This window comes from Streptomyces sp. NBC_01515, assembly GCF_045040345.1.
Classification (GTDB): Bacteria; Actinomycetota; Actinomycetes; order Streptomycetales; family Streptomycetaceae; genus Streptomyces.
On sequence record NZ_CP109416.1, the window covers coordinates 7,032,329 to 7,054,090 of the forward strand.

Below are 21,762 nucleotides of genomic sequence, written 5' to 3' on the forward strand. Positions count from 1 at the left end.
CGCCCCTTAAAACGCGGGTCAGCCCATGTCTTTTGGGGGCGCGGGGAACTGCGCGACCAGCCCCCACCGGGCCCGCACCCGAAAACCGAACCAGCGCTACGGCTTCAGTCCCCGCAACGTCAACGTCAGCAACCTGTCCGCCAGTTCGGGATCCCCGGGATTGCCCTCAGCCGCGAGGGCGATCGCATGGGTCAGTTGGAGAAGGTCGCCGATCTCGACATCACCGCGCACGTCACCGGCGGCCTGCGCTCGGCAGAGCAACGCACCCCCCGCCTCCCGGATCGGGTCGCTGCACCGGGCCAGCGCGGACGTCCCGTCATGGGCGACCGCCATCAACGCCCGGGAAAGCCCCCGGTACTCACTCGCGTGGGTCACCATCTCGCGCAACCAGGTCACCAGGGCCGCACACGGCTGCGGCGCGGAGAGCAACTCACGGGAACGGGCGAGGAGTTCACCCACCGCGTCCTCGAACACCGCGCTCATCAGGGCCTGCCGGTTCGGGAAGTGGCGATACAGCGTGCCGATACCGACACCCGCCCGCCGCGCCACGTCCTCCAGGGACGCGTCCGTACCGTGCGCGGCGAAGGACACCCGGGCCTCGGCGAGCAGCCGCTCGTAGTTGCGGCGGGCGTCGGCGCGTAGCCCCGCCGGCGGCCTGACTGTGTCGGCCATCGGTCCCACCTGCCCTCCTCGGCGCGATACGGCATTGTCCCGTCACATTACAGAGGTGCCCGGCGGACAGGCTGTTCCTGTCGGCCGGGCACCTCTGGACGTACCGCCGGATCAGTCCTTGATCTCGCAGATCGCCGCGCCGGACGTGATGGACGCCCCGACCTCGGCGCCAAGTCCCTTGACCGTGCCGGACTTGTGCGCGTTCAGCGGCTGTTCCATCTTCATGGCTTCGAGTACGACGATGAGGTCGCCCTCCTTGACCTCCTGGCCCTCCTCGACCGCGACCTTGACGATCGTGCCCTGCATCGGCGAGGCGAGGGTGTCGCCGGAGGTGACGGGGCCGGACTTCTTGGCCGCGCGGCGCTTCGGCTTGGCCCCGGCGGCGAGGCCGGTGCGGGCCAGTGACATGCCGAGCGAGACCGGGAGGGAGACCTCCAGGCGCTTGCCGCCGACCTCGACGACGATCGTCTCGCGGTCCGCGTCCTCGTCCGCCTCGGCGTCCGTGGGGGCCGCGAAGGGCTTGATCTCGTTGACGAACTCGGTCTCGATCCACCGGGTGTGGACCGTGAACGGGTCGGTGGAGCCGGTGAGTTCGGGGGCGAACGCCGGGTCCCTGACGACCGCGCGGTGGAACGGGATGGCCGTGGCCATGCCCTCGACCTGGAACTCGTCCAGCGCACGCGCGGCACGCTGGAGCGCCTGCTCGCGGGTCGCGCCGGTGACGATCAGCTTCGCGAGGAGCGAGTCCCACGCGGGGCCGATGACCGAGCCCGACTCGACACCGGCGTCCAGGCGGACGCCCGGGCCGGACGGTGCCGCGAACGTGGTGACGGTGCCGGGCGCGGGCAGGAAGCCGCGGCCGGGGTCCTCGCCGTTGATGCGGAACTCGAAGGAGTGGCCGCGCAGTTCGGGGTCGCCGTAGCCGAGTTCCTCGCCGTCGGCGATGCGGAACATCTCGCGGACGAGGTCGATGCCGGCGACCTCCTCGGTGACCGGGTGCTCCACCTGGAGGCGGGTGTTGACCTCAAGGAAGGAGATCGTGCCGTCCTGGCCGACGAGGAACTCGACGGTCCCGGCGCCGACGTAGCCGGCCTCCTTGAGGATCGCCTTCGAGGAGGCGTACAGCTCGGCGACCTGAGCCTCGGAGAGGAACGGCGCGGGCGCCTCCTCGACGAGCTTCTGGTGCCGGCGCTGCAGCGAGCAGTCACGCGTCGACACGACGACCACGTTGCCGTGGGAGTCGGCCAGGCACTGGGTCTCCACGTGCCGCGGCTTGTCCAGGTAGCGCTCGACGAAGCACTCGCCGCGACCGAAGGCGGCGACCGCCTCGCGCACCGCGGAGTCGTACAGCTCGGGAATCTCTTCGAGCGTGCGGGCCACCTTCAGACCGCGACCGCCGCCACCGAAGGCGGCCTTGATCGCGATGGGCAGCCCGTGCTGCTCGGCGAACGCGACGACCTCGTCCGAGCCCGACACCGGGTCCGGCGTACCGGCCACCAGCGGGGCACCGGCGCGCTGGGCGATGTGCCGGGCGGCGACCTTGTCACCGAGGTCCCGGATCGCCTGCGGCGGCGGGCCGATCCAGATCAGGTCCGCGTCGAGCACCGCCTGGGCGAACTCGGCGTTCTCCGACAGGAATCCGTAGCCGGGGTGGATGGCGTCGGCACCGGACTCGCGGGCCGCGTTCAGGACCTTGCCGATGTCCAGGTAACTGCTCGCCGGTGTGTCACCGCCCAGGGCGAACGCCTCATCCGCGGCGCGGACATGCAGAGCGTCCCGGTCCGGGTCGGCGTATACGGCCACGCTCGCGATCCCGGCGTCCCGGCAGGCCCGGGCTACGCGGACAGCGATTTCGCCACGATTGGCGATGAGCACCTTGCGCACGATTGAGGCTCCCTCCTTGAAACAAGCCGAGTTTAGGGACTGCCGACACGGCGCATCGACCCATCCCCAGTGGTGAGCTTGCCCACACGGAGCGTGATGCGAGGCTTGCTCGACCCGCGAAATCCCTTGTCGCACCTCGGTACGCAGGACTCCTCGTGGAAACCCTAGCTCTCCGGTGTGGGCAAGGTCTCTGTGAGAGCGTGCCGCGCGCCACGCCGTTTCTTTGTGGAGTCCCTACGAATGGCCCAATGATTCTTTGCCCCTGCTGCAACCCTTGTCCCGCGGTTTACCCGTTAGTAGCGTTCACTGTGCCTCGAACGTACTTGGGGTAACGCAAACTTTGGTCGAGTGGTGGTCGAGAGTGGGTGGGGGCCGGTGGTACGCAGGCCGGTGGCATGGATCTTGGCGCTCGTCCTCTTCGTGGAGGCGCTCGGAGTGGCCGCGCTGAACTGGTTCCTGGGGATCGTCGTCGACCGCCAGGACATGTCCCTGGCCGGCCTCGACCCGGGCGCGATGTCCATCTCCTCGAAGGTCGGCGGAATCGTCTTCGGCCTCTACTTCGCCCTGTGCGGAGTGGTCGCGCTGCTCGTCGCCCTGCGCGACCGGGCCCCGGCGGGCCTCGGCCGCATCCTGCTGATCAGCGTGGCCGTGGTGCACGGTCTGCTGGGCGCGTTCGCGTGGGGCCTGGTGGGCCCGGGAGCGTTCGTCTCCATGGTGGTGGTGCTCGCCCTGGTCGTCCTGCTCCTGATGACCTACGACCGCCGGGAGGCCCCCTCCGAGGGGAGCCCCGAGCAGGGGGCGGGCAAGAACGAGGGCCCGGGGCCGATCGCCCCGCCGGCCGCTCCCAACCCCTCCTGACCGAACTCCTCCCGACCGAACCTCTCCCGACCGACGGCTAGTTCTCCCGCGGGGTCCACAACTCCGTGATGCCGACGCCCAGTTCGGCCAGCAGGCGGCGAACGAGCGGCAGACTGATGCCGATCACGTTGCCGTGGTCGCCGTCGATGCCCTCGATGAACGGTGCCGACAGGCCGTCGAGGGTGAACGCCCCGGCGACGTAAAGGGGTTCGCCCGAGGCGACGTACGCGGCGACCTCGGCGTCGGTCGGTTCGCCGAAGCGGACGACGGTGGACGCGGTGGCCGAGACGTACCGGCCGCTCGTCGTGTCGTAGACGCAGTGGCCGGTCTGGAGTGTCCCGGCCCGGCCGCGCATCGACTTCCAGCGGGCGGTGGCCTCCTCGGCGTCGGCGGGCTTGCCGAGGGCCTCGCCGTCCAGGTCGAGCACGGAGTCGCAGCCGATCACCAGGGCACCCTTGACCTCGGGCTTCGCGGCGACGACGGAGGCCTTGGCCTCGGCGAGCGCGAGGGCGAGTTCGGCCGGGGTGGGGGCGCTCACGGCGTCCTCGTCGACCCCGCTCACGATCACCTCGGGGTCCAGTCCGGCCTGGCGCAGCAGGCCCAGCCGGGCGGGGGACTGGGAGGCGAGCACGAGTCGGCGGCGCGGCTGATCTGTCATGCGTCCAGGGTATCGGCGCGGCCCGGGGCGCTCACGTCAGCCCGAGCACGATCATCGCCAGCACCATCGCCAGCGCCATGAGAATCCCGAGCCGCCGCAACATGACCTGCGTCTCCCGCAGTTCCTCGGGAGGCTCGTTGTCGGGGTCGGACCACAGCATGTCACCAGCGTGCGGCTTGGCCGGGGCGGGCGCCTGAGTACGGGTACTCAACTCTTCCAAAGGGGTCCACGGTTCCGTTAGAGTAATGGGACTGTGGTTCCTTTTGGAGAGGTGCGTCATGTTCGCTGCTGCCTGGACCGCGTCACCCCAGCTCCCGAGCGAGGGCTTCACGCCGAACTGGTCCCGCGAGGGATTCTGGCGTCAGTCGCTGCGGCAGGTCGTGCGGTTGACGGCGGGTGGGGAGAGGGTGCGGGTGCGGTTCTCGAACGCGTACGGGAACTCGCCGGTGAGGGTCGCGGCGGGCGCTGTGGCCGCTGGAGGGTCTGCGGTGCGCCTGACCTTCGAGGGCGCGGCGGAGGGGGAGATGCCGGCGCGGGGGGAGTTGGTGAGCGACGCGGTCCAACTCGCCGTAGAAGCGGGGGAGTCGGTGGTCGTCACGCTGTACTTCGACACGGCCACCGGGCCCGCGACCTTCCATGCGCAGGCGTTCACGACCAGTTACCGAGGTGACGGATGCCTGTTGGGTGGGGAGGGGTTCACCGAGTCCAGTGAGTCCTGGTACTTCCTGTCCGCCGTGGAGACCGACTCCGGGCGTACGGACGGGATCGCCCTCTTCGGTGACTCCGTCACCGACGGGTTCGGGTCCACGCCGGGGGCCGACCGGCGGTGGTCGGACGCGTTGGCCTCGCGGACGGGGCGGGCCGTGCTGAACGCGGGGATCGGGGGGAATCTGCTGCTCAACGACTCCGCGTGGTACGGGGAGCGGGGTGTGGGCAGGTTCGGGCGCGACGTGCTTCAACTGGCCGGGGTGGACACGGTCGTTGTGTTGCTGGGGCTCAACGACATCGGGTTCAGCGAGACGGATGAGCAGCCGACGTACAAGCCGGCGCCGGTGGTCTCTGCGGGTGAAATCGTCGCTGGGTACCGGGAGTTGATACGGCAGGCCGGTGAACTCACCGTGATCGGGGCGACCTTGTTGCCGTTCGGCGGGTCGGATCACTGGGGGGAGCGGGCGGCGAAGGTGAGTCATGAGGTCAACGAGTGGGTTCGTTGCTCGGGGGAGTTCGACGGGGTCGTCGATCTGAATCGGGTGATGGCCGATCCGGGGGATTCGGATCGGCTGCACCCTGCTTACGACTTCGGTGATCATCTGCACCCCCATGACGAGGGGTACGGGGTGATGGCCGACGCTGTGGTGCGTTGTTTGTAGCCCCGCGCCCCTTGGAGTGGGGAGGCGTGTCAGCGGGAGGGCCCAGCTGTGGGTGGCGTCGTGCACGATGCCGAGGAGCAGGGGGCCGGCCGCCGCCACGAGGTAGCCGATGGACCGGGCCATGCCCGCCAGGGCGGCGGCTTCGCCGGCATGCGGAGGCCAACGGCCCGGGTTCCTACGCCGTTCTCTCGCCTCCGTCCGGAACCGGTACAGCGTCACGTGGCGGAAGCGCGAGGGCGTGCTCGATCACCGCACCCGCGAGGGGCGGTTCTCCCTAGCCGGGCCAGAAAGTGCGGGTCCACGCGCTCGGCCCGGGGTGGGGCAGCCGGGCGCCCGCGACGCGCGACGGGTCGGACCACGCGTCCCGCTGCCTCGGGGTGCCCGGCGGTGTGGAGGTGGCCGCCGCGGCGCGGGCCCTGACCACCGCCAGGGCCGCTGCCAGTTCCTCCGGGGTCGGGTTGCCCCGTACGACTTTGATGTTCATGAGGGCGCTCCTCTACAGGGGGATGTTGCCGTGCTTCTTGGGGGGCAACGACTCGCGCTTGGTGCGGAGTTGGCGCAGGCCCCGGACCACGTGGCGGCGGGTGTCCGAGGGGAGGATCACCGCGTCGATGTAGCCGCGTTCGGCCGCGATGTAGGGGTTGAGGAGGGCGTCCTCGTACTCCTGGATCAGGCGGGCCCGGGTCGCCTCGACGTCACCGGCCGCCTCCGCTTCGGCGATCGTGCGGCGGTGCAGGATGTTGACCGCGCCCTGGGCGCCCATGACGGCGATCTGGGCGGTCGGCCAGGCGAGGTTGAGGTCGGCGCCGAGGTGCTTGGAGCCCATGACGTCGTAGGCGCCGCCGAAGGCCTTGCGGGTGATCACCGTGATGAGCGGGACCGTTGCCTCCGCGTACGCGTAGATCAGCTTCGCGCCCCTGCGGATGATGCCGTAGTGCTCCTGGTCGACGCCCGGGAGGAAGCCGGGGACGTCCACGAAGGTGATGACCGGGACGTTGAACGCGTCGCAGGTGCGGACGAAGCGGGCCGCCTTCTCGGACGCGTCGATGTCGAGGCAACCCGCGAACTGCATGGGCTGGTTGGCCACGATGCCCACCGGGCGGCCCTCGACCCGGCCGAACCCGGTGAGGATGTTCGGCGCGAACAGCGGCTGTGTCTCGAAGAACTCCGCGTCGTCCAGGACGTGTTCGATCACCGTGTGCATGTCGTACGGCTGGTTCGCGCTGTCCGGGACCAGCGTGTCCAGCTCGCGGTCCTCGTCCGTGACGGTGAGGTCCGCCTCCTCGGGGAACGCCGGTGGCTCGCTGAGGTTGTTGGACGGCAGGTACGACAGGAGCTGCTTGACGTACTCGATCGCGTCCTTCTCGTCGCCCGCCATGTGATGGGCCACGCCCGACACCGAGTTGTGGGTCCTGGCCCCGCCCAACTCCTCGAAGCCCACGTCCTCGCCGGTGACCGTCTTGATGACGTCCGGGCCGGTGATGAACATGTGCGAGGTCTGGTCGACCATCACCGTGAAGTCGGTGATCGCGGGGGAGTACACCGCGCCGCCCGCGCACGGGCCCACGACCAGACTGATCTGCGGGATCACGCCGCTCGCGTGCGTGTTGCGGCGGAAGATCTCGCCGTACGCGCCGAGCGAGGCCACGCCCTCCTGGATGCGGGCGCCGCCGGAGTCGTTGATGCCGATGACCGGACAGCCCGTCTTCAGCGCGAAGTCCATCACCTTGACGATCTTCTGGCCGTAGACCTCGCCCAGGGCGCCGCCGAAGACCGTGAAGTCCTGGGAGAAGACGGCGATGGGGCGGCCGTCGACCGTGCCGTACCCGGAGACGACGCCGTCGCCGTAGGGGCGGTTCTTCTCCAGGCCGAAGTCCGTGGAACGGTGCCGGGTCAACTCGTCGAACTCGACGAAGGACCCCTCGTCGAGGAGCAGCTCGATCCGCTCACGGGCCGTCAACTTGCCCTTGGCGTGCTGTTTTTCGACGGCACGTTCCGAGCCGGCGTGCGTCGCTTCCTGGATACGGCGCTGAAGATCCGCGATCTTCCCGGCGGTCGTGTGAATGTCGATCTCTTGAGGCGCTTCCGGCTCGGACATCGGGATTGCGGCTCCCTGCCTGCTCAAAAGGGGGACGGGTTACTCATCCGTAGAGTAGTGGCGGCCCTGGCGATCGGCAGTGCGGCGTACAACACACCTCGGGTGGCTTGCACGACACACCCCTAGGGTGGCTGGCATGACGCCGCGAGATGCATCAGACGCGAACAGCAACCGGTGGTCCGACCTGGACCGTCCACCGCTCAACGGCGCTGCGCTGCGCAAGGGCCTGGTGCGGGACGGCGGCCACGGGGGCCTCTACTGCGACATCGAGGTCGTGCAGCGCACCGGATCCACCAACGCCGACCTCATGGCCCTGGCACTCGCGGGGAACGCCGAAGAAGGTGCGGTGCTCGTCGCCGAGGAGCAGACCGCCGGGCGCGGACGGCTCGACCGGCAGTGGACGGCGCCGGCCCGCTCCGGGCTCTTCTTCTCCGTCCTCCTGAAGCCGGCCGACGTCCCCGTGGCCCGCTGGGGCTGGCTCCCGCTGCTCACCGGCGTCGCCGTCGCGACGGGCCTGTCCCGCTCGGCCGGCGTGGACACGGCACTCAAGTGGCCCAACGACCTCCTGGTGACTGTCGGCGGCGAGGAACGCAAGGCAGGCGGCATCCTCGCCGAGCGCGCGGGCGACGACGCCGTGATCGTCGGCGTCGGCATCAACGTCACCCTGCGCGAGGACGAGCTGCCCGTGCCGCAGGCGGCCTCCCTGGCTCTGGCGGGGGCGGTCACGACCGACCGGGACCCCCTCCTGCGGGCGGTGCTGCGGTCCCTGGAGCACTGGTACGACAAGTGGCGCGCGGCGGGCGGCGACCCGGTCGCCAGCGGCCTCCAGGAGACCTACGCGGCCGGCTGCTCGACGCTCGGCCGGGTCGTCCGGGCCGAACTGCCCGGGGACCGGTCGATCACCGGCGAGGCCGTCGCGATCGACGGCGACGGGCGGCTCGTGCTGGCCACGGAGGACGGCGTGCAGGAGCCCGTGGGGGCGGGCGACATCGTCCACCTGCGCCCCGCGTGACCCCGACCGCCCTTGTGGCGGCTCGGTCCGTGTGACTCACGGAGTGAGCTGGCCCACACCTGCCGTAGCATTGGGCCCGGTCGATACCTGACCGTGGCAGATCGGAAGGGCAGCAGGCGTGACCGTCGACGACACGGGCTCCGGCGCGGACGCGGACGGCCGGGTGGCCCCCGATGCCGCCGAACCCGGCGAGGACCCGCTCGCGCTGCGCCTCGAAGGGCTCATTCTGGGCGCCGAGCGCCGCTACACCCCCTTCCAGGCGGCCCGCACCGCCGGCGTCTCCATGGAGCTGGCCACGCGCTTCTGGCGGGCCATGGGCTTCGCCGACGTCGGCCAGGCCAAGGCGTTCACCGAGGCGGACGTCCTCGCGCTGCGGCGCCTCGCCGGTCTCGTCGAGGCGGGGCTGCTCAGCGAGGCGATGGCCGTGCAGGTGGCCCGCTCCACCGGGCAGACCACCGCGCGACTGGCCGGGTGGCAGATGGACTCGTTCCTGGAGGGCCTCACCGAGCCGCCGGAACCGGGCATGTCCCGCACCGAGGTGACGTACCCGATCATCGAACTGCTGCTGCCCGAGCTGGAGGAGTTCCTCGTCTACGTCTGGCGGCGCCAGCTCGCCGCGTCCGCCGGCCGGGTCGTCCAGGCGGGCGACGACGAGGAGATGGTCGACCGGCGCCTGGCCGTCGGCTTCGCCGACCTGGTGGGCTTCACGCGGCTGACCCGGCGCATGGAGGAGGAGGAACTCGGCGAACTCGTCGAGGCCTTCGAGACCACCGCCGCCGACCTCGTGGCAGCGCGCGGCGGTCGCCTCATCAAGACCCTGGGCGACGAGGTCCTCTACTCCGCGGACGACGCCGGGGTCGCCGCCGAGATCGCCCTGCTCCTGATCGAGACCATGGCGAACGACGAGACCATGCCCGAACTCCGCGTCGGCATGGCCTTCGGCACGGTGACGACCCGCATGGGCGACGTCTTCGGCACGACGGTCAACCTCGCCTCCCGCCTCACGTCGATAGCTCCACGCGACGCCGTCCTCGTCGACAGCGCCTTCGCCGAGGAGCTGATCCGCAGCGGCGAGGCCCCCGCCTCCGAGGCGGAGGCGGCGGAAGCCGCGGCCACCGCCGAGAAGGAGGGCGAGGAGCCCCCGACGTACCGCTTCGGGCTCCAGCCGATGTGGCAACGCCCCGTGCGCGGCCTGGGAGTTGTCGAACCCTGGCTCCTCACCCGCCGGGACTCGTCACCGGCGTAGGCCCAACTCGCTTACGCCGGTCAGTGTTTGGCGAGTCCGTCCACGCAGAGCCCGATGATCGGCACGCACAGACTGGGCCGACTCGGGGCGGGGGCGGGGGAGTTGGCGGTCCGGCTGGGTGTGGGCGCGGGCGTCGGGGTCGGAGTCGAGGTAGGCCGGGGAGCCGGTGCCTGAGGCGGTGGCGTGGTGGCCGTCGTCGTCTCCGGGACGGTCGTCGGGTTCGCGTCCACGGGTGTCTGCGCCGCCGTCGCATACGGAGTCGGTACGACCCCGAAGGTCGTCGTAGGACTGGGCGTCGCGCTCACGCCGCCCATCGCCGAGGTCGCGGAGGGGATCGCGGCCGGGCCCGCGCTGATGGTCGCGGCGGCGTTGGCGGGCCGGTCGGTGCCGTCGCCGGTACCGCTGCCGGGGTCCGGGCGGGGATCCGCCTCCGCCGTACCCAGCCCGCCGATTCCCGACTCGGGCGCCAGCCGTACGAGGCTCAGCACCCCGGCGGCCACGGCGAGCCCCCCGACGGCGAGCAGGACCTTGCGGGGCCGGGGACGGCGGTGCCGACCCCTGGCGAGCGGCGGCGCTATGTCCGCCGCGCCCTCGGCCGGCTCCGCCTTCGTGGTCGTCGTCACGATCCCTCCCCTGTGGTGTGGCGGACGCACGTTATGCGCTTCTACGGGCGGTGCGGCGGGAGTTGGGCGGGATGTCACCCGAACGGGGAAGCCGCGTGCGATGATCGGGGCGAGGTCTGTTAACCCACGTTAACCAGGAGGCGGTCATGGGCGAGGAGCGGTTCGGGGAGTTCGTGCTGGTGCGACGGCACGGGTACGTCGCGGAACTGGTCCTGGACCGGCCCAAGGCCATGAACGCCGTCTCTACGGCGATGGCGCGCTCGATCGCCGAGGCCTGCACGGCGCTGGCGGCGGACCGGGACGTACGCGTGACCGTCGTGACCTCGTCGCACGAGCGGGCGTTCTGCGTGGGCGCGGACCTCAAGGAGCGCAACGCGTTCAGCGACGCGGATCTCGTACGGCAGCGTCCGGTCGCGCGGGGTGCGTACACGGGGGTGTTGGAGCTGCCCATGCCGACGATCGCCGCGGTTCATGGCTTCGCCCTCGGCGGCGGCTTCGAACTCGCCCTGTCCTGCGACCTGATCGTGGCGGACGGTACGGCGGTGGTGGGGTTGCCGGAGGTGTCGGTGGGGGTGATTCCGGGAGGTGGCGGTACGCAGTTGCTGCCTCGGCGGGTGGGTGCGGCGCGGGCGGCCGAACTGATCTTCACGGCGCGGAGGTTGGAGGCGGCGGAGGCGGCGGGGCTGGGCCTGGTGGACGTCCTGGTGGAGCCGGGGCAGGACCGCGAGGAGGCGCTGGCGCTGGGTGCGCGCATCGCCGCGAATTCGCCCGTTGGGCTGCGGGCGGCGAAGCGGGCGTTGCGGTTGGGGCATGGGTTGGATCTGCGGGCCGGGCTTGAGGTCGAGGATGCGGCGTGGCGGTCGGTGGCGTTCTCGGGGGACCGGGCGGAGGGGGTCGCGGCGTTCAACGAGAAGCGGACGCCGGAGTGGCCGGGGGAGTAGGGGGGCCGCGGAGGAGGAAGAGGGGGTCTTTGTGCGTTGCCGGGTGCGGGTTCGTTGTGGCTGGTCGCGCCCGCGCGGCGGAGCCGCATATCGATACAGCCCCGCGCCCCTAAGGGGTTGCGGCTGGCCGTGTTGGTCAGATGCGCCGGTTCACCCCTCGAACCAGCCCCGCTCACCCCTCGAACAACCCCGCCCCGCCCCCACCCCGCCCCGGCGTCGTCACGTGATACCGGCCGCACGTCATCGACCAGTCCACGTTGCCCCGGATCCACGCCCCCATCCCGCGGACGTACCGGGTCAGCCTCGCGTCGCCCTGCGTCAGCAGGGGGCGGGACAGGTGGTCGTACAGGGAGATCTGGCTCTCGCACATGTGGACCGCCCTGTTCAGCGCGTCCTGGAGGGAGCAGTGGAAGTGTTGTGCCAGGACGGTGATCAGGTTGGTGTGGTTCGGCCAGTGCAGCTCGCGTACGCCCGAGATGATGTCGTTGGTGTACGCGACCGCGCGTGCGGCGGCCTGTTCGCAGGAGCGGACGTCGGGGCGGGCCCAGAGGGGGCCCGGCAGGTAGCAGTCCTCGGCGAGTTCGATGAGGACGAAACACATGCCCCGCATCAGGATCGTGGACTCGCGCAGGCGTAGGTACTGGTCCAGGTCCGGCACGATGCCCTTGGTGCGGTAGATCGCCTCCGCCGCCGCGGCGCCCAGGTAGCGGTTGAAGCCGTCGGTGATCCGCTCGACCTGTTCGTGGTGGGCCGCCATGTGGGCCACTCTGGTGCGCAGGTCCACCAAGGCTTCCAGGTAGGGCTCCGGTACCGGCACCCGCGCGCCCTGCAACACGCGCTGCGACCAGAGGATGTGGTCGGCCAGGTCTTCGATCCGGCCCTGCGCGGGGGCCTGTTCGGCGAAGCGGTCGTCCTGGAGGAAGAGCCACACCATCAGCTGTGCCGCGAGAACGGCGCCCTCCAGGCTGCCGTGCGGATGGGTCAGCGCCCCGAGTTCGCCGAACTGCACGGCGCGCGCGGCGACTTCGTCGGCGGGGGTGGCGATGTAGCCGTAGCGGCGCATCCAGGTGATCGTCCGCTCGGTGATCTCCGCCTCCCCGGGGTGCCGGGCCGGGGGCACGGGACACCACAACTCCGGTACGGCGAGCCGGGGTTCAGCCGGTCGCGGGGTCGGTCGGGTGGGCGGGGCAGCGGGCCGTTCCCGCGGATTCGCCGGCTTCATCAACGGGCTCCTCTTGCGGGCTGGTCGGCACCCTCAACCTCAACTCCTGCCGATGTTCTGCCTGTTCGGCCGCCGTGGCCCTCGTGCCGCGCGGCTCCACCGTCAGGTTCAGCGGGACCGGGGACAGCGTCATCCGCAGCATCGGCCGCGGATCGGGGGTGCCGGGGACCTTGGCCAGGCGGACCCTGGACAGGATGTGCGCGGCGGCCAGGGTCGCCTCGGCCATGCCGTACGCGTCGCCGATGCACTTGCGGGTGCCTGCCCCGAACGGGATGAACGCCTCGCGCTGCTCGCGGCCGACCCGGCCGGGCAGCCAGCGGTCCGGGGCGAAACGGTCCGGGTCGGGGAAGAGTTCCGCGTCCCGGTGCAGGCAGTACGGGCTGAACATGACCTCGTCCCCGGGGCCCAGCCGGGTGCCGCCGAGGTCGACGTCCCCGGTGACCCTCCGGCTGAGGACCGAGACCGACGGGTACAGGCGCAGGGTCTCGGTCAGGGTCCGGCCCAGGAGGGGCAGGGCGGGGATGTCGTCGTGGACGGGAGCGCGGCCCGGCAGCACGGTGTCGACCTCGTCGTGCAGGTTCTGCTCCAGCGTCCTGTCCCCGGACAGTACGGCGAACGTCCAGGAGAGCAGGTCGGCGGTGGCGGGGATGCCGCCGATCATGAGGGTGGCGATCTGGTCGCACACCTCCTCGTCGGTGAAGACCCGCCCCTGGTCGTCCCTGGCCGCCATGATCAGGGACAGCCCGTCGCTCAGGTCCGCGCCGCGGGCACGGTACGCGGCGACCATCCGCGCGATCAGGGACCGGGCGGTGACCCGGGCCCGCTCGAAACGGCGGTTGGCCGGCAGCGGAACCCGGTGCACCACCCCGAAGGGGATCACCATCTGCCACCACATGCCGGGCATCAGGACGGTGTACGCCTCCTCGATCTCGGCGGTGAGCCGCAGCTGGGCCGGGTCCGAGAACAGGGTGCGGGTCAGCGCCCGGCAGGCGAGGCGGCGCATCTCCCGGCACACGTCCACGATCTGGCCCGGCGCCCACGAGGCGACCGTCTCGCGGGCGCAGTCGACCATCGCGGCGGTGTAGCCGGTGACGCGGGCGGGACGGAACGCCTGGTTCATCAGCGGGCGTTGGTAGCGGTGGTCGGCGGCGGAGCAGGTGCCCAGGCCGTCGCCGATCAGGGTGCGGGCGGCGTCCACGAACGGGCCGCCCTTGTCGAAGCGTTGGGGTTCGGTGACCAGCGCCCTGCGCACCAGTGCGGGATCGGTGAGGAGGTGGACGGGTTTGGGGCCGAGACGTAGTCGCACCACAGGCGCCCGGGTGTGCTGGCGCAGCAGGAACGGCATGGGGTCGCGCCACATCGGCAGCGCGTGCCCCAGGATCGGCAGCGCCTCGGTGGCGGACGGCGGAGGGGTGACGGGGGTCGGTGCGGACATGCGGCGCTCCTCGGCTCGGAGGTCCGGTCGTCGGATCCGACGGTCACCATGGTCGGGCGCCGAGGGGGTGGGCCGTAAGGGCGTGTGCGGGAGCGCAACAGGGGCGCTGGGCTGGGCAGTTGGCGCCCTGTCCGGCCGGCCGGACGACGAGGACACTGCTGTCGGTACGAGATCGGGGCACCCGGACCACGGGGTGAGCGCCGTCCGTGACCGAAGGGGGCTGTCCTGTGCCGACCGTCGACGACGTACCCACCGCGCCGGGCGCCCTGCCCGGCATCGGGCATCTGCACCACCTCGTCGGCGACCGGCTGGGGTTCCTCGAATCGCTGCGGCGGGAGGGGCCGTTGGTCCGGGTCCGGCTGGGGACCGCGCCGGTCTACGTCGTGACCGACCCCGCGCTGGTGCATCAGGTGCAGTCCTCCAAGGCGCGCAGCTTCGGGCGGGGCAAGCAGTTCCAACGGCTGGCGGCCCTGCTGGGCAACGGCCTGATCACCTCGGACGGGGAGCTGTACCACCGGCAACGCCGCACCGTCCAGAAGGCGTTCACGGTGGCGCACATCGAGCGGTACCTGACGGCGATCCACCGGCAGGCCGAGCGGACGTGCGCCGGCTGGGAGGAAGGGCGCCCGGTGGACGTGCTGCACGAGATGAAGGCACTGTCCGTGGCGGTGATGGCCGAGACGGTCTTCTCCGGGCGCATGACCGACCGGGTCCTCGACCAGGTGGTCCGGGTCCTGCCGGTGATCGAGAAGGCGGCCGTCGAACGCCCGATGATGCCCGAGGTGGTGGACCGGCTGCCGCTGCCCTTCGTGCGCCGCGGGGACGAGGCCATGGCCCGGATGCGGGCCGTGGTGGGCGAGGCGCTGGAGGCCTGCCGTGACCGGGAGCCGGTGGACGGGGCCGCGGGTGACGTGGTGGCGTGTCTGCTGGCGGCGCGCGATCCGGACACCGGCCGGCCGCTCGACCACGACCTGGTGTGCGACGAGATCATCGCCCTGCTGGTCGGTGGCGCGGCCAACGTGCCGACCATGCTGGCCTGGACGTGGTTCCGGCTGGCGCTGCGGCCGGGGGCGGAGGAGCGGGTGCTCGCCGAGATCGCCGCCGTGGACGGGGCGCCGGCCATGGCGGATCTGGACGGCGGGATGCCGTACACGCGGGCGGTGATGTTCGAGGCGATGCGGCTGCACTCGGTGCAACTGGTGACCCAACGCACCGTGGCGGCAGTGGAGTTGGGCGGAGTGATGCTGCCGAGCGGCACCGACACCGCGTACAGCATGCACTCCCTGCACACCGATCCGCGGCTCTTCCCGCAGCCGAAGGTGTTCTCCCCGGAGCGGTGGCTGCCGGGCAGTGGGTGGGAGCCGGTGCGGCACGCGTTCGTGCCGTTCGGCGGTGGCCGGTTCAAGTGCGTCGGCGACAACTTCGCCTGCGCGGCGATCCTGGCCACGATGGCGGCGGTGGGCGCCCGCTGGCGGCTCGGGATTCCGCCCGGCCTGAGGGTCGGTGTGTCGGTCAGGGAACCGATCCCCGGCCCGAAGGGCCTACGGCTCGTCCCGCATCCTGTGAGGTCTGCCGCCTGAGGTACCCGTTCGCCGCATTGACATCCCTTTATGTCCCTAATGTCCCTAGCCTGGAGTGATGGGTGAGGACAGGCGGCTGGCGGCCGTGGTGGAGCTGGCGCAGGGGATGGCGGCGGCGCACACCCCGCGGGAGTCCTGGCGGGCGGCGGCGGCCGGGGCGTGCCGGGCGCTGGACGGGAGTTTCGCGGCGCTGTCGGTGTGGGAGCGGGAGCTGGGGCGGCTGCGGGTCCTGGTGAACGTCGGGGAGCGGGCCGCGGGCGAGGAGGAGTTCCCGGACGGCGAGACCTACCCGGTGCACCAGTTCCCGGAGATCACCGAGTTCCTGCACGAACGGTGGGCGGGTGGCGGCGAGCCCAACGCCTGGGTCGAGACCGCCGAGGGCCCGGCCGCGGGCAGTCCCGGCTACTGCCACCAGCGCGTGGCCGCCCTACGGCGTCGTAGGCGCGGATGCTGTGTCGTCGCCCCGATCGTGCTGCACGGGCGGGCGTGGGGCGAGCTGTATGTGGCGCGGCCGGTCGGTGCGCCGGTCTTCGGCCGGGGTGACGCCGACTTCGCCACGGTCCTGGCCTCCGTCGTCGCGGCCGGGATCGCGCAGACCGAGCGGCTGGAGGAGGCGCGGCGGCTCGCCTTCACGGACGCGCTCACCGGACTCGCCAACCGCCGTGCCGTCGACGTACGGCTCGACGAGGCGATCGAACGGCACCGGCGGGACGGGGTCGTCGTCAGCCTGGTCGTCTGCGACCTCAACGGGCTCAAGCGTGTCAACGACACCCGGGGGCATGCCGTGGGGGACCGGCTGCTTGAGCGCTTCGGTTCGGTGTTGTCGTTGTGCGGGGCGATGCTGCCGGGTGCGCTTGCCGCGCGGCTCGGCGGGGACGAGTTCTGTCTGCTCGCGGTCGGGCCGCCCGCCGATGAAGTGGTCGACGCGGCGGTCGAACTGTGCCGCCGGGCAGCCGAGTTGGAGCTGGGCGAAGGTGTCGCGTGCGGGGTCGCGTCGACCGAGGATCCGATCGGAGCGGTGCGTTCCGGCCGGCGGCTGTTCCGGCTGGCGGACGCGGCCCAGTACCGCGCGAAGGCCCTCCGCGCCGACAGGCCGGTGGTCGCCGGGCGGGACGGGCCGGACGATCCGGTGGTGCGGCTCGCGGACTCGCCCACGCCGGAGATGCCTGCCGAGCGGCGGCGGTTCCGGGGCCGTAGGACGGGGCTGTAGGACGGGGCTGTAGGGCGTGACCTACCTGTAAGGGTCTAAGTGGCCACCCGGTAGTGACACCACCGCATTCAATGCGTACGCTCCTGAATATGGATATGCACACTGTGGTGGTGGGGACGTCCGGGGTCACCGCGTCCGACGTTCTTGCCGTGGCGCGTGGAGGCGCCCGGATCGAGCTTTCCGGCGAGGCCGTCGCGGCGCTCGCCGCGGCGCGCGAGATCGTGGACGCGCTGGCGGCCAAGCCGGAGCCCGTGTACGGGGTGAGCACCGGGTTCGGGGCGTTGGCGTCCCGGCACATCAGCCCGGAACTGCGGGCGCAGTTGCAGCGCAACATCGTTCGTTCGCACGCCGCCGGTATGGGGCCGCGGGTGGAGCGGGAGGTCGTGCGCGCGCTCATGTTCCTGCGGCTCAAGACCGTCTGCTCCGGTCACACCGGTGTGCGGCCCGAGGTCGCGCAGACCATGGCCGACGTGCTGAACGCCGGGATCACCCCCGTCGTCCACGAGTACGGCTCCCTCGGCTGCTCCGGCGACCTCGCGCCGCTCTCCCACTGCGCGTTGACGCTCATGGGCGAGGGCGACGCCGAGGGCCCGGACGGAGTTGTACGGCCCGCCGGTGAGCTGCTCGCCGAACACGGCATCGCACCCGTCGAGTTGCGCGAGAAGGAGGGCCTCGCCCTTCTCAACGGCACCGACGGCATGCTCGGCATGCTGGTCATGGCCCTCGCCGACCTCGACATGCTGTACAAGTCCGTCGACGTCACGGCCGCCCTCTCCCTGGAGGCGCTGCTCGGTACCGACAAGGTGCTCGCGCCCGATCTGCACGCCATCCGCCCGCACCCCGGGCAGGGCGCCAGCGCCGCCAACATGCTTGCCGTGCTTGCCGGTTCGGAGCTGACGGGGCACCACCAGGACGGTGCGCCCCGCGTCCAGGACGCCTACTCGGTGCGGTGCGCCCCGCAGGTCGCCGGTGCCGGACGCGACACGATCGCGCACGCACGGCTCGTCGCCGAGCGGGAGTTGGCGTCCGCCGTCGACAACCCCGTTGTGCTGCCGGACGGTCGGGTCGAGTCCAACGGCAACTTCCATGGCGCGCCCGTGGCTTACGTCCTCGACTTCCTCGCCATCGCCATCGCCGACCTCGGTTCGATCGCCGAGCGCCGTACCGACCGGCTGCTCGACAAGAACCGCTCGCACGGGCTGCCGCCGTTCCTCGCGGACGACGCCGGTGTCGACTCCGGGCTGATGATCGCCCAGTACACGCAGGCCGCGCTGGTCAGCGAGATGAAGCGGCTCGCCGTACCGGCGTCCGCCGACTCGATCCCGTCCTCCGCGATGCAGGAGGACCACGTCTCCATGGGCTGGTCGGCCGCGCGCAAGCTGCGCACCGCCGTCGACAACCTCACCCGGATCATCGCCGTCGAGCTCTACGCCGCGACGCGCGCCGTGGAACTGCGCGAGGGCCTGGCTCCGGCGCCGGCGTCCCGCGCGGTCATCGATGCCGTACGGGCGGCGGGAGTTGAGGGTCCGGGTCCGGACCGGTTCCTGTCGCCCGACCTCGCCGCGGCGGACGCGTTCGTGCGGGGCGGGCACGTCGTCGAGGCCGTGGAGAAGGTCACCGGGCCGCTGCGGTAGGGCAGTTGGGGCACCAGAAGTGAGGCAGTCGGGGCCCCGTCCGCCAACGGCGGTGCCTCGTCGGTCACTTGAGCTTGGCGGCCTGGGCGTCGATCACGGCCGACGGCACGTCGTAGGCCTTGGCCGACATCAGGGCGCCGAGGTTGACCGTGTAGTACGTGACGAGGGTGCTGCCGTGGCGCACCACCTCGGTGTGCACGGTGCCCGTCTCGCCGCCGGAGTCCTCCATCACGGCGCTCGCGCCGAACGCCACCGACTCGTCACCGGTGTCGGACGCCTTCTCGGCCGCGATCCCGGTGTACTTCTGGCTGTCCTTGCCGTCCTTGCCCGAGGCGATGGTGAAGCCGCCGGAGCAGCTCTTCACCCCGTCGGAGACGGACTTGAACGCCTTCTCCGCGCCGTCGCCGTCGTACGAGGACAGTCCGACGACGGTGGTCGTACGGTCCAGTGCCGCACCGAACGCGTCGTCGAACTCCTCCTCGGTCATGTCCTCCACGGACTTGGAAGGGCTGGAGGAGGGCTTCTTCGCCTCGGTGACCATCCTGTTCGTGGCCCCGGCGGCGTCGCCGGGCGCCTGCCCGGCCATGGCCCAGGCCAGCGGCCGGCACTGCGCCTTGTCGACGGTGACGGCGCTCTTGGTCGCGGGGTACGTCTTGCCGACCGACCCGACCTCGTAGCCGACGACATCGCCCTTCACGAGGGCCAGCTTCTTCAACTCGGCGGCGCTGAGCGCCTTCGCGGAGTTCTTGGCGGTGCCTTCGGCGTTGCTCTTGCCGTCGTTGCTCTTGGTGTCGTCCGAACCGCCGTCGGAGCAGCCGGTGATGAGGGCCAGCGACAGTGCGCTCACCGCGACGGTGACGCACAGCCGTATGCCCGATGATCTCTTCATGAGCGGACTATGAAGCTTGGGTCAAGGAGTCGTCAAGCAAGTTAAAAGCCGAGGCGTTCCCGTCGTACCGAATAGGCCACGAAACCGGCGCCGAGGCCGAGGAACACCGTGCCGCCGACGATGTACGGCGTGGTGTTCGGGCTGCCGGTGTCGGCGAGTTGGGTGTCGTGGGCGGAGGCGGTGACGGCCGTCGAGGTGACCCGTGCCTGCTGGGTGACCTGGGAAGTCGGGGTCGCCGAAGTCTCCACTCTGGCCTGGTCGGTCACCGTCGCGTTGGCGGAGGGGACGAACCAGAGGGCGCCCAGCAGGGTGCCCGCGGCGGTGGCGGTCAGCATCGTTCGGCGAGCGGTTGACACGGAATATCGATCCCCTTGTGGCGCTGGCGAATTGGCCGTGTGGAGCGATGCTAATGAACTGTGCGGGTCGCGGGAAAGTCACGGGAGCTGTGGGCCGTACGCTCCCGGCATGAGCACCCCAGAGACATCACGTTTTGTACGCCTTCGTGTCGAACTCGTTCTGGAAGTCGAGAACGAGGACGCCGTGACCAAGGCCGCGCTGGCCAAGATCGCCGAGGATCCCGAGCTGCCCGGCGACGAGCGCGGGCACGCCGAGACCGCTGTGACGGAAGACACCGCCGAGGCGCTCGCCTATCTCGTGGACCCGTTCGACCTGGTCAGTGAGATGCCCGGGGTCGAGCTGGCCCAGGCATCGTGGAGCAGTGAGGAGATCGACTACGACCCGGATTCGCCGGATTGGGACATCGACGAGGATGATGTCGACGGCGATGAGGAAGCAGACGGGGTGGCAGTGGTCGGCTGAGCCGTGCGCGGGAGAATGTGACCCCGGGCGGCAACCGCTGCCCGGGGTTTCCTCGTCTCATACGGTTCCGAGGGCCACGGTGGGTGCGGTGGACGTGGTGTGCCCCACATGTGGGCGACAAGCGGAACGGGACGCACCAGTCGTAGCGTTGGTTTCTTAAGAAACTGGTTAACGGGGCGCTCGGGGTTTTCGGGGATTCGGCAACGATGGAGAAACGTGTGATGACGGACAGTAAGCGGCGCAAGGGTCTTGTGGCCGCGTCCGCACTGCTCGGCGGTGTGCTCGTGCTCACGGCGTGTTCCGGCAGCGACGACAAGTCGTCCGGGAGCGATTCGAGCCAGAGCTCGCAGTCCAAGGCCGACGAGGCGGCCGCGAAGAAGTCCTCCGAGGCGCAGATCAAGATCACGCCGGCGGACGGTTCGGACAACGCCTCCATCAACAACTCGGCCGCGGTGACGGTCAGTAAGGGCACGCTCACGGCCGTGTCGATGACGACCGCGGACGGCAAGGCCGTCGCGGGCACCATCGCCGCCGACAAGCTCAGCTGGAAGCCCAGCGCGCAGCTGGACCGCTCGACCACGTACAAGGTCGCGGCCACCGCCAAGGACTCCGCGGGCCTCGCCGCCCACGAGAACGCCTCCTTCACCACGGTCTCCCCGGCCAACAGCTTCATAGGGAACTTCACACCCGAGGGTGGCTCGACGGTCGGCGTCGGTATGCCGGTGTCGATCAACTTCAACAAGGCGATCACGAACAAGGCCGCCGTCCAGAAGGGCATCACGGTCACCTCCACCAGCGGCCAGGAAGTCGTCTGCCACTGGTTCAACACCCAGCGCATGGACTGCCGCCCCGACGAGTACTGGAAGGAGAACTCCACCGTCACGCTGAAGCTCGCGCTCGACGGCGTAGAGGGCGCCTCCGGTGTCTTCGGCGTGCAGCAGAAGACGGTCACCTTCCACATCGGCCGCAACCAGGTCTCGTACGTCGACGCGAAGACCAAGCAGATGAAGGTCGAGCAGGACGGCAAGGTCGTCAAGACCATCCCGATCTCGGCCGGTTCGCCCGAACACACCACGTACAACGGCCAGATGGTGATGTCCGAGAAGTTCACGCAGACCCGTATGAACGGCGCGACGGTCGGTTTCACGGATGACGACGGCAAGGGCGAGTACGACATCAAGGACGTCCCCCACGCCATCCGCCTCACCAGCTCCGGCACGTTCATCCACGGCAACTACTGGGGCTCGCCCTCGGTGTTCGGCAGCGTCAACACCAGCCACGGCTGCGTGGGCCTCCAGGACGTGAAGGGCGCGGGCGACAAGAACATGCCGGCGGCGTGGTTCTACAACAACTCGATCGTCGGCGACGTGGTCGTCATCTCCAACACCGGCGACAAGACGGTGTCTCCGGACAACGGCCTCAACGGCTGGAACATGGACTGGGCGCAGTGGAAGGCGGGCTCGGCGGTCTGACCCGACTCGCCGACGCCGGTCAACTCCGGTTCGCTTGAAGGCGGTTGCCCCTGGTCGGGGGTGACCGCCTTTGCGTTGCCCGGCTCAAGTGGTGCATGGCGCAGGTGAGTTGACGGTAATATCCGTCATGTGACGTGCC

Annotated in this window: 21 protein-coding genes; 10 read left to right on the top strand and 11 right to left on the bottom strand. The window is 70.7% G+C overall.

Features of this window, described 5'->3' with window-relative positions; translation table 11 throughout:
* Window positions 1-96: 96 nt before the first annotated feature.
* Window positions 97-672: a TetR/AcrR family transcriptional regulator gene (locus tag OG407_RS32035; protein ID WP_405863042.1), complete on the bottom strand. Its 576-nt coding sequence runs from the start codon at window positions 670-672 to the stop codon at window positions 97-99.
* Between the two features lie 111 nt (window positions 673-783).
* The gene (locus OG407_RS32040; protein WP_405863043.1) at window positions 784-2,556 is read right to left on the bottom strand and encodes an acetyl/propionyl/methylcrotonyl-CoA carboxylase subunit alpha; all 1,773 of its coding nucleotides are present in this window, start codon (window positions 2,554-2,556) and stop codon (window positions 784-786) included.
* A gap of 390 nt (window positions 2,557-2,946) precedes the next feature.
* On the opposite strand from OG407_RS32040, the gene OG407_RS32045 reads away from it, so the two are divergent.
* Complete coding sequence (locus tag OG407_RS32045; RefSeq protein WP_405863044.1) at window positions 2,947-3,414, top strand: hypothetical protein; 468 nt, start codon at window positions 2,947-2,949, stop codon at window positions 3,412-3,414.
* 37 nt (window positions 3,415-3,451) lie between these two features.
* On the opposite strand, the gene OG407_RS32050 is transcribed toward OG407_RS32045, so the two are convergent.
* Window positions 3,452-4,072: a Maf family protein gene (locus OG407_RS32050; RefSeq protein WP_403583552.1), complete on the bottom strand. Its 621-nt coding sequence runs from the start codon at window positions 4,070-4,072 to the stop codon at window positions 3,452-3,454.
* Between the two features lie 31 nt (window positions 4,073-4,103).
* On the bottom strand, window positions 4,104-4,232 hold the full coding sequence (mmpB, locus tag OG407_RS32055) for a morphogenic membrane protein MmpB (RefSeq protein WP_327401714.1): 129 nt from the start codon (window positions 4,230-4,232) through the stop codon (window positions 4,104-4,106).
* Window positions 4,233-4,350: 118 nt separating this feature from the next.
* Here mmpB and OG407_RS32060 point away from each other — a divergent pair, with 118 nt between their 5' ends.
* On the top strand, window positions 4,351-5,442 hold the full coding sequence (locus OG407_RS32060; protein WP_405863045.1) for an SGNH/GDSL hydrolase family protein: 1,092 nt from the start codon (window positions 4,351-4,353) through the stop codon (window positions 5,440-5,442).
* Window positions 5,443-5,716: 274 nt separating this feature from the next.
* On the opposite strand, the gene OG407_RS32065 is transcribed toward OG407_RS32060, so the two are convergent.
* Together OG407_RS32065 and OG407_RS32070 are read right to left on the bottom strand one after the other, a co-directional pair.
* Window positions 5,717-5,926 (bottom strand): acyl-CoA carboxylase subunit epsilon, encoded by a 210-nt coding sequence (locus OG407_RS32065; protein WP_329349639.1) that lies wholly within the window; start codon window positions 5,924-5,926, stop codon window positions 5,717-5,719.
* A gap of 12 nt (window positions 5,927-5,938) precedes the next feature.
* Entirely contained in the window at window positions 5,939-7,540 is a 1,602-nt protein-coding gene (locus tag OG407_RS32070; RefSeq protein ID WP_405863046.1) for an acyl-CoA carboxylase subunit beta, read from the bottom strand.
* 136 nt (window positions 7,541-7,676) lie between these two features.
* Here OG407_RS32070 and OG407_RS32075 point away from each other — a divergent pair, with 136 nt between their 5' ends.
* Window positions 7,677-8,552, top strand: coding sequence for a biotin--[acetyl-CoA-carboxylase] ligase (locus OG407_RS32075; protein ID WP_405863047.1), 876 nt, complete (start codon window positions 7,677-7,679; stop codon window positions 8,550-8,552).
* Between the two features lie 118 nt (window positions 8,553-8,670).
* Entirely contained in the window at window positions 8,671-9,798 is a 1,128-nt protein-coding gene (locus OG407_RS32080) for an adenylate/guanylate cyclase domain-containing protein (RefSeq protein WP_327401709.1), read from the top strand.
* Between the two features lie 20 nt (window positions 9,799-9,818).
* On the opposite strand, the gene OG407_RS32085 is transcribed toward OG407_RS32080, so the two are convergent.
* The gene (locus OG407_RS32085) at window positions 9,819-10,421 is read right to left on the bottom strand and encodes a hypothetical protein (RefSeq protein WP_405863048.1); all 603 of its coding nucleotides are present in this window, start codon (window positions 10,419-10,421) and stop codon (window positions 9,819-9,821) included.
* 146 nt (window positions 10,422-10,567) lie between these two features.
* On the opposite strand from OG407_RS32085, the gene OG407_RS32090 reads away from it, so the two are divergent.
* Complete coding sequence (locus tag OG407_RS32090; protein ID WP_405863049.1) at window positions 10,568-11,362, top strand: enoyl-CoA hydratase/isomerase family protein; 795 nt, start codon at window positions 10,568-10,570, stop codon at window positions 11,360-11,362.
* Window positions 11,363-11,534: 172 nt separating this feature from the next.
* On the opposite strand, the gene OG407_RS32095 is transcribed toward OG407_RS32090, so the two are convergent.
* Window positions 11,535-12,584, bottom strand: coding sequence for a terpene synthase family protein (locus OG407_RS32095; protein ID WP_405863050.1), 1,050 nt, complete (start codon window positions 12,582-12,584; stop codon window positions 11,535-11,537).
* Window positions 12,517-14,019 (bottom strand): cytochrome P450, encoded by a 1,503-nt coding sequence (locus OG407_RS32100; protein WP_405863051.1) that lies wholly within the window; start codon window positions 14,017-14,019, stop codon window positions 12,517-12,519. Before OG407_RS32100 ends, OG407_RS32095 begins: the two co-directional genes overlap by 68 nt.
* 227 nt (window positions 14,020-14,246) lie before the next feature.
* Here OG407_RS32100 and OG407_RS32105 point away from each other — a divergent pair, with 227 nt between their 5' ends.
* The 3 genes from OG407_RS32105 to hutH all read left to right on the top strand — a co-directional run bounded on the left by OG407_RS32105 (window position 14,247) and on the right by hutH (window position 18,443).
* Window positions 14,247-15,599: a cytochrome P450 gene (locus OG407_RS32105; RefSeq protein ID WP_405863052.1), complete on the top strand. Its 1,353-nt coding sequence runs from the start codon at window positions 14,247-14,249 to the stop codon at window positions 15,597-15,599.
* Between the two features lie 58 nt (window positions 15,600-15,657).
* Window positions 15,658-16,809 carry a diguanylate cyclase domain-containing protein gene (locus OG407_RS32110; RefSeq protein ID WP_405863053.1) on the top strand — a complete coding sequence of 384 codons (1,152 nt, stop codon included), beginning with the start codon at window positions 15,658-15,660 and terminating at the stop codon, window positions 16,807-16,809.
* Between the two features lie 95 nt (window positions 16,810-16,904).
* Complete coding sequence (gene hutH / locus OG407_RS32115; protein WP_405868719.1) at window positions 16,905-18,443, top strand: histidine ammonia-lyase; 1,539 nt, start codon at window positions 16,905-16,907, stop codon at window positions 18,441-18,443.
* A 64-nt stretch (window positions 18,444-18,507) separates the two neighbouring features.
* Here the strand turns inward: hutH and OG407_RS32120 are convergent, their stop codons facing one another.
* Both OG407_RS32120 and OG407_RS32125 read right to left on the bottom strand, forming a co-directional pair.
* Window positions 18,508-19,332 (bottom strand): hypothetical protein, encoded by an 825-nt coding sequence (locus OG407_RS32120; protein WP_405863054.1) that lies wholly within the window; start codon window positions 19,330-19,332, stop codon window positions 18,508-18,510.
* A gap of 41 nt (window positions 19,333-19,373) precedes the next feature.
* On the bottom strand, window positions 19,374-19,667 hold the full coding sequence (locus OG407_RS32125) for an LAETG motif-containing sortase-dependent surface protein (RefSeq protein ID WP_405868721.1): 294 nt from the start codon (window positions 19,665-19,667) through the stop codon (window positions 19,374-19,376).
* A 130-nt stretch (window positions 19,668-19,797) separates the two neighbouring features.
* Between OG407_RS32125 and OG407_RS32130 the strand changes: the two genes are divergently transcribed.
* Both OG407_RS32130 and OG407_RS32135 read left to right on the top strand, forming a co-directional pair.
* Window positions 19,798-20,151, top strand: a complete 354-nt coding sequence (locus OG407_RS32130) for a hypothetical protein (RefSeq protein ID WP_328679704.1) — start codon at window positions 19,798-19,800, stop codon at window positions 20,149-20,151.
* 221 nt (window positions 20,152-20,372) lie between these two features.
* Window positions 20,373-21,623 carry an Ig-like domain-containing protein gene (locus OG407_RS32135; RefSeq protein WP_328679702.1) on the top strand — a complete coding sequence of 417 codons (1,251 nt, stop codon included), beginning with the start codon at window positions 20,373-20,375 and terminating at the stop codon, window positions 21,621-21,623.
* Window positions 21,624-21,762: the final 139 nt, after the last annotated feature.

What these genes read in the sequence shown, in the direction of transcription:
- OG407_RS32100 (WP_405863051.1), bottom strand. Translation starts at nt 14,019, where the DNA reads ATGTCCGCACCGACCCCCGTCACCCCTCCGCCGTCCGCCACCGAGGCG.
- OG407_RS32125 (WP_405868721.1), bottom strand. Translation starts at nt 19,667, where the DNA reads ATGCTGACCGCCACCGCCGCGGGCACCCTGCTGGGCGCCCTCTGGTTC.
- OG407_RS32135 (WP_328679702.1), top strand. Translation starts at nt 20,373, where the DNA reads ATGACGGACAGTAAGCGGCGCAAGGGTCTTGTGGCCGCGTCCGCACTG.
- OG407_RS32075 (WP_405863047.1), top strand. Translation starts at nt 7,677, where the DNA reads ATGACGCCGCGAGATGCATCAGACGCGAACAGCAACCGGTGGTCCGAC.
- OG407_RS32090 (WP_405863049.1), top strand. Translation starts at nt 10,568, where the DNA reads ATGGGCGAGGAGCGGTTCGGGGAGTTCGTGCTGGTGCGACGGCACGGG.
- hutH (WP_405868719.1), top strand. Translation starts at nt 16,905, where the DNA reads ATGCACACTGTGGTGGTGGGGACGTCCGGGGTCACCGCGTCCGACGTT.
- OG407_RS32070 (WP_405863046.1), bottom strand. Translation starts at nt 7,540, where the DNA reads ATGTCCGAGCCGGAAGCGCCTCAAGAGATCGACATTCACACGACCGCC.
- OG407_RS32035 (WP_405863042.1), bottom strand. Translation starts at nt 672, where the DNA reads ATGGCCGACACAGTCAGGCCGCCGGCGGGGCTACGCGCCGACGCCCGC.
- OG407_RS32130 (WP_328679704.1), top strand. Translation starts at nt 19,798, where the DNA reads ATGAGCACCCCAGAGACATCACGTTTTGTACGCCTTCGTGTCGAACTC.
- OG407_RS32050 (WP_403583552.1), bottom strand. Translation starts at nt 4,072, where the DNA reads ATGACAGATCAGCCGCGCCGCCGACTCGTGCTCGCCTCCCAGTCCCCC.
- OG407_RS32065 (WP_329349639.1), bottom strand. Translation starts at nt 5,926, where the DNA reads ATGAACATCAAAGTCGTACGGGGCAACCCGACCCCGGAGGAACTGGCA.
- OG407_RS32110 (WP_405863053.1), top strand. Translation starts at nt 15,658, where the DNA reads ATGGGTGAGGACAGGCGGCTGGCGGCCGTGGTGGAGCTGGCGCAGGGG.
- OG407_RS32060 (WP_405863045.1), top strand. Translation starts at nt 4,351, where the DNA reads ATGTTCGCTGCTGCCTGGACCGCGTCACCCCAGCTCCCGAGCGAGGGC.
- mmpB (WP_327401714.1), bottom strand. Translation starts at nt 4,232, where the DNA reads ATGCTGTGGTCCGACCCCGACAACGAGCCTCCCGAGGAACTGCGGGAG.
- OG407_RS32095 (WP_405863050.1), bottom strand. Translation starts at nt 12,584, where the DNA reads ATGAAGCCGGCGAATCCGCGGGAACGGCCCGCTGCCCCGCCCACCCGA.
- OG407_RS32120 (WP_405863054.1), bottom strand. Translation starts at nt 19,332, where the DNA reads ATGAAGAGATCATCGGGCATACGGCTGTGCGTCACCGTCGCGGTGAGC.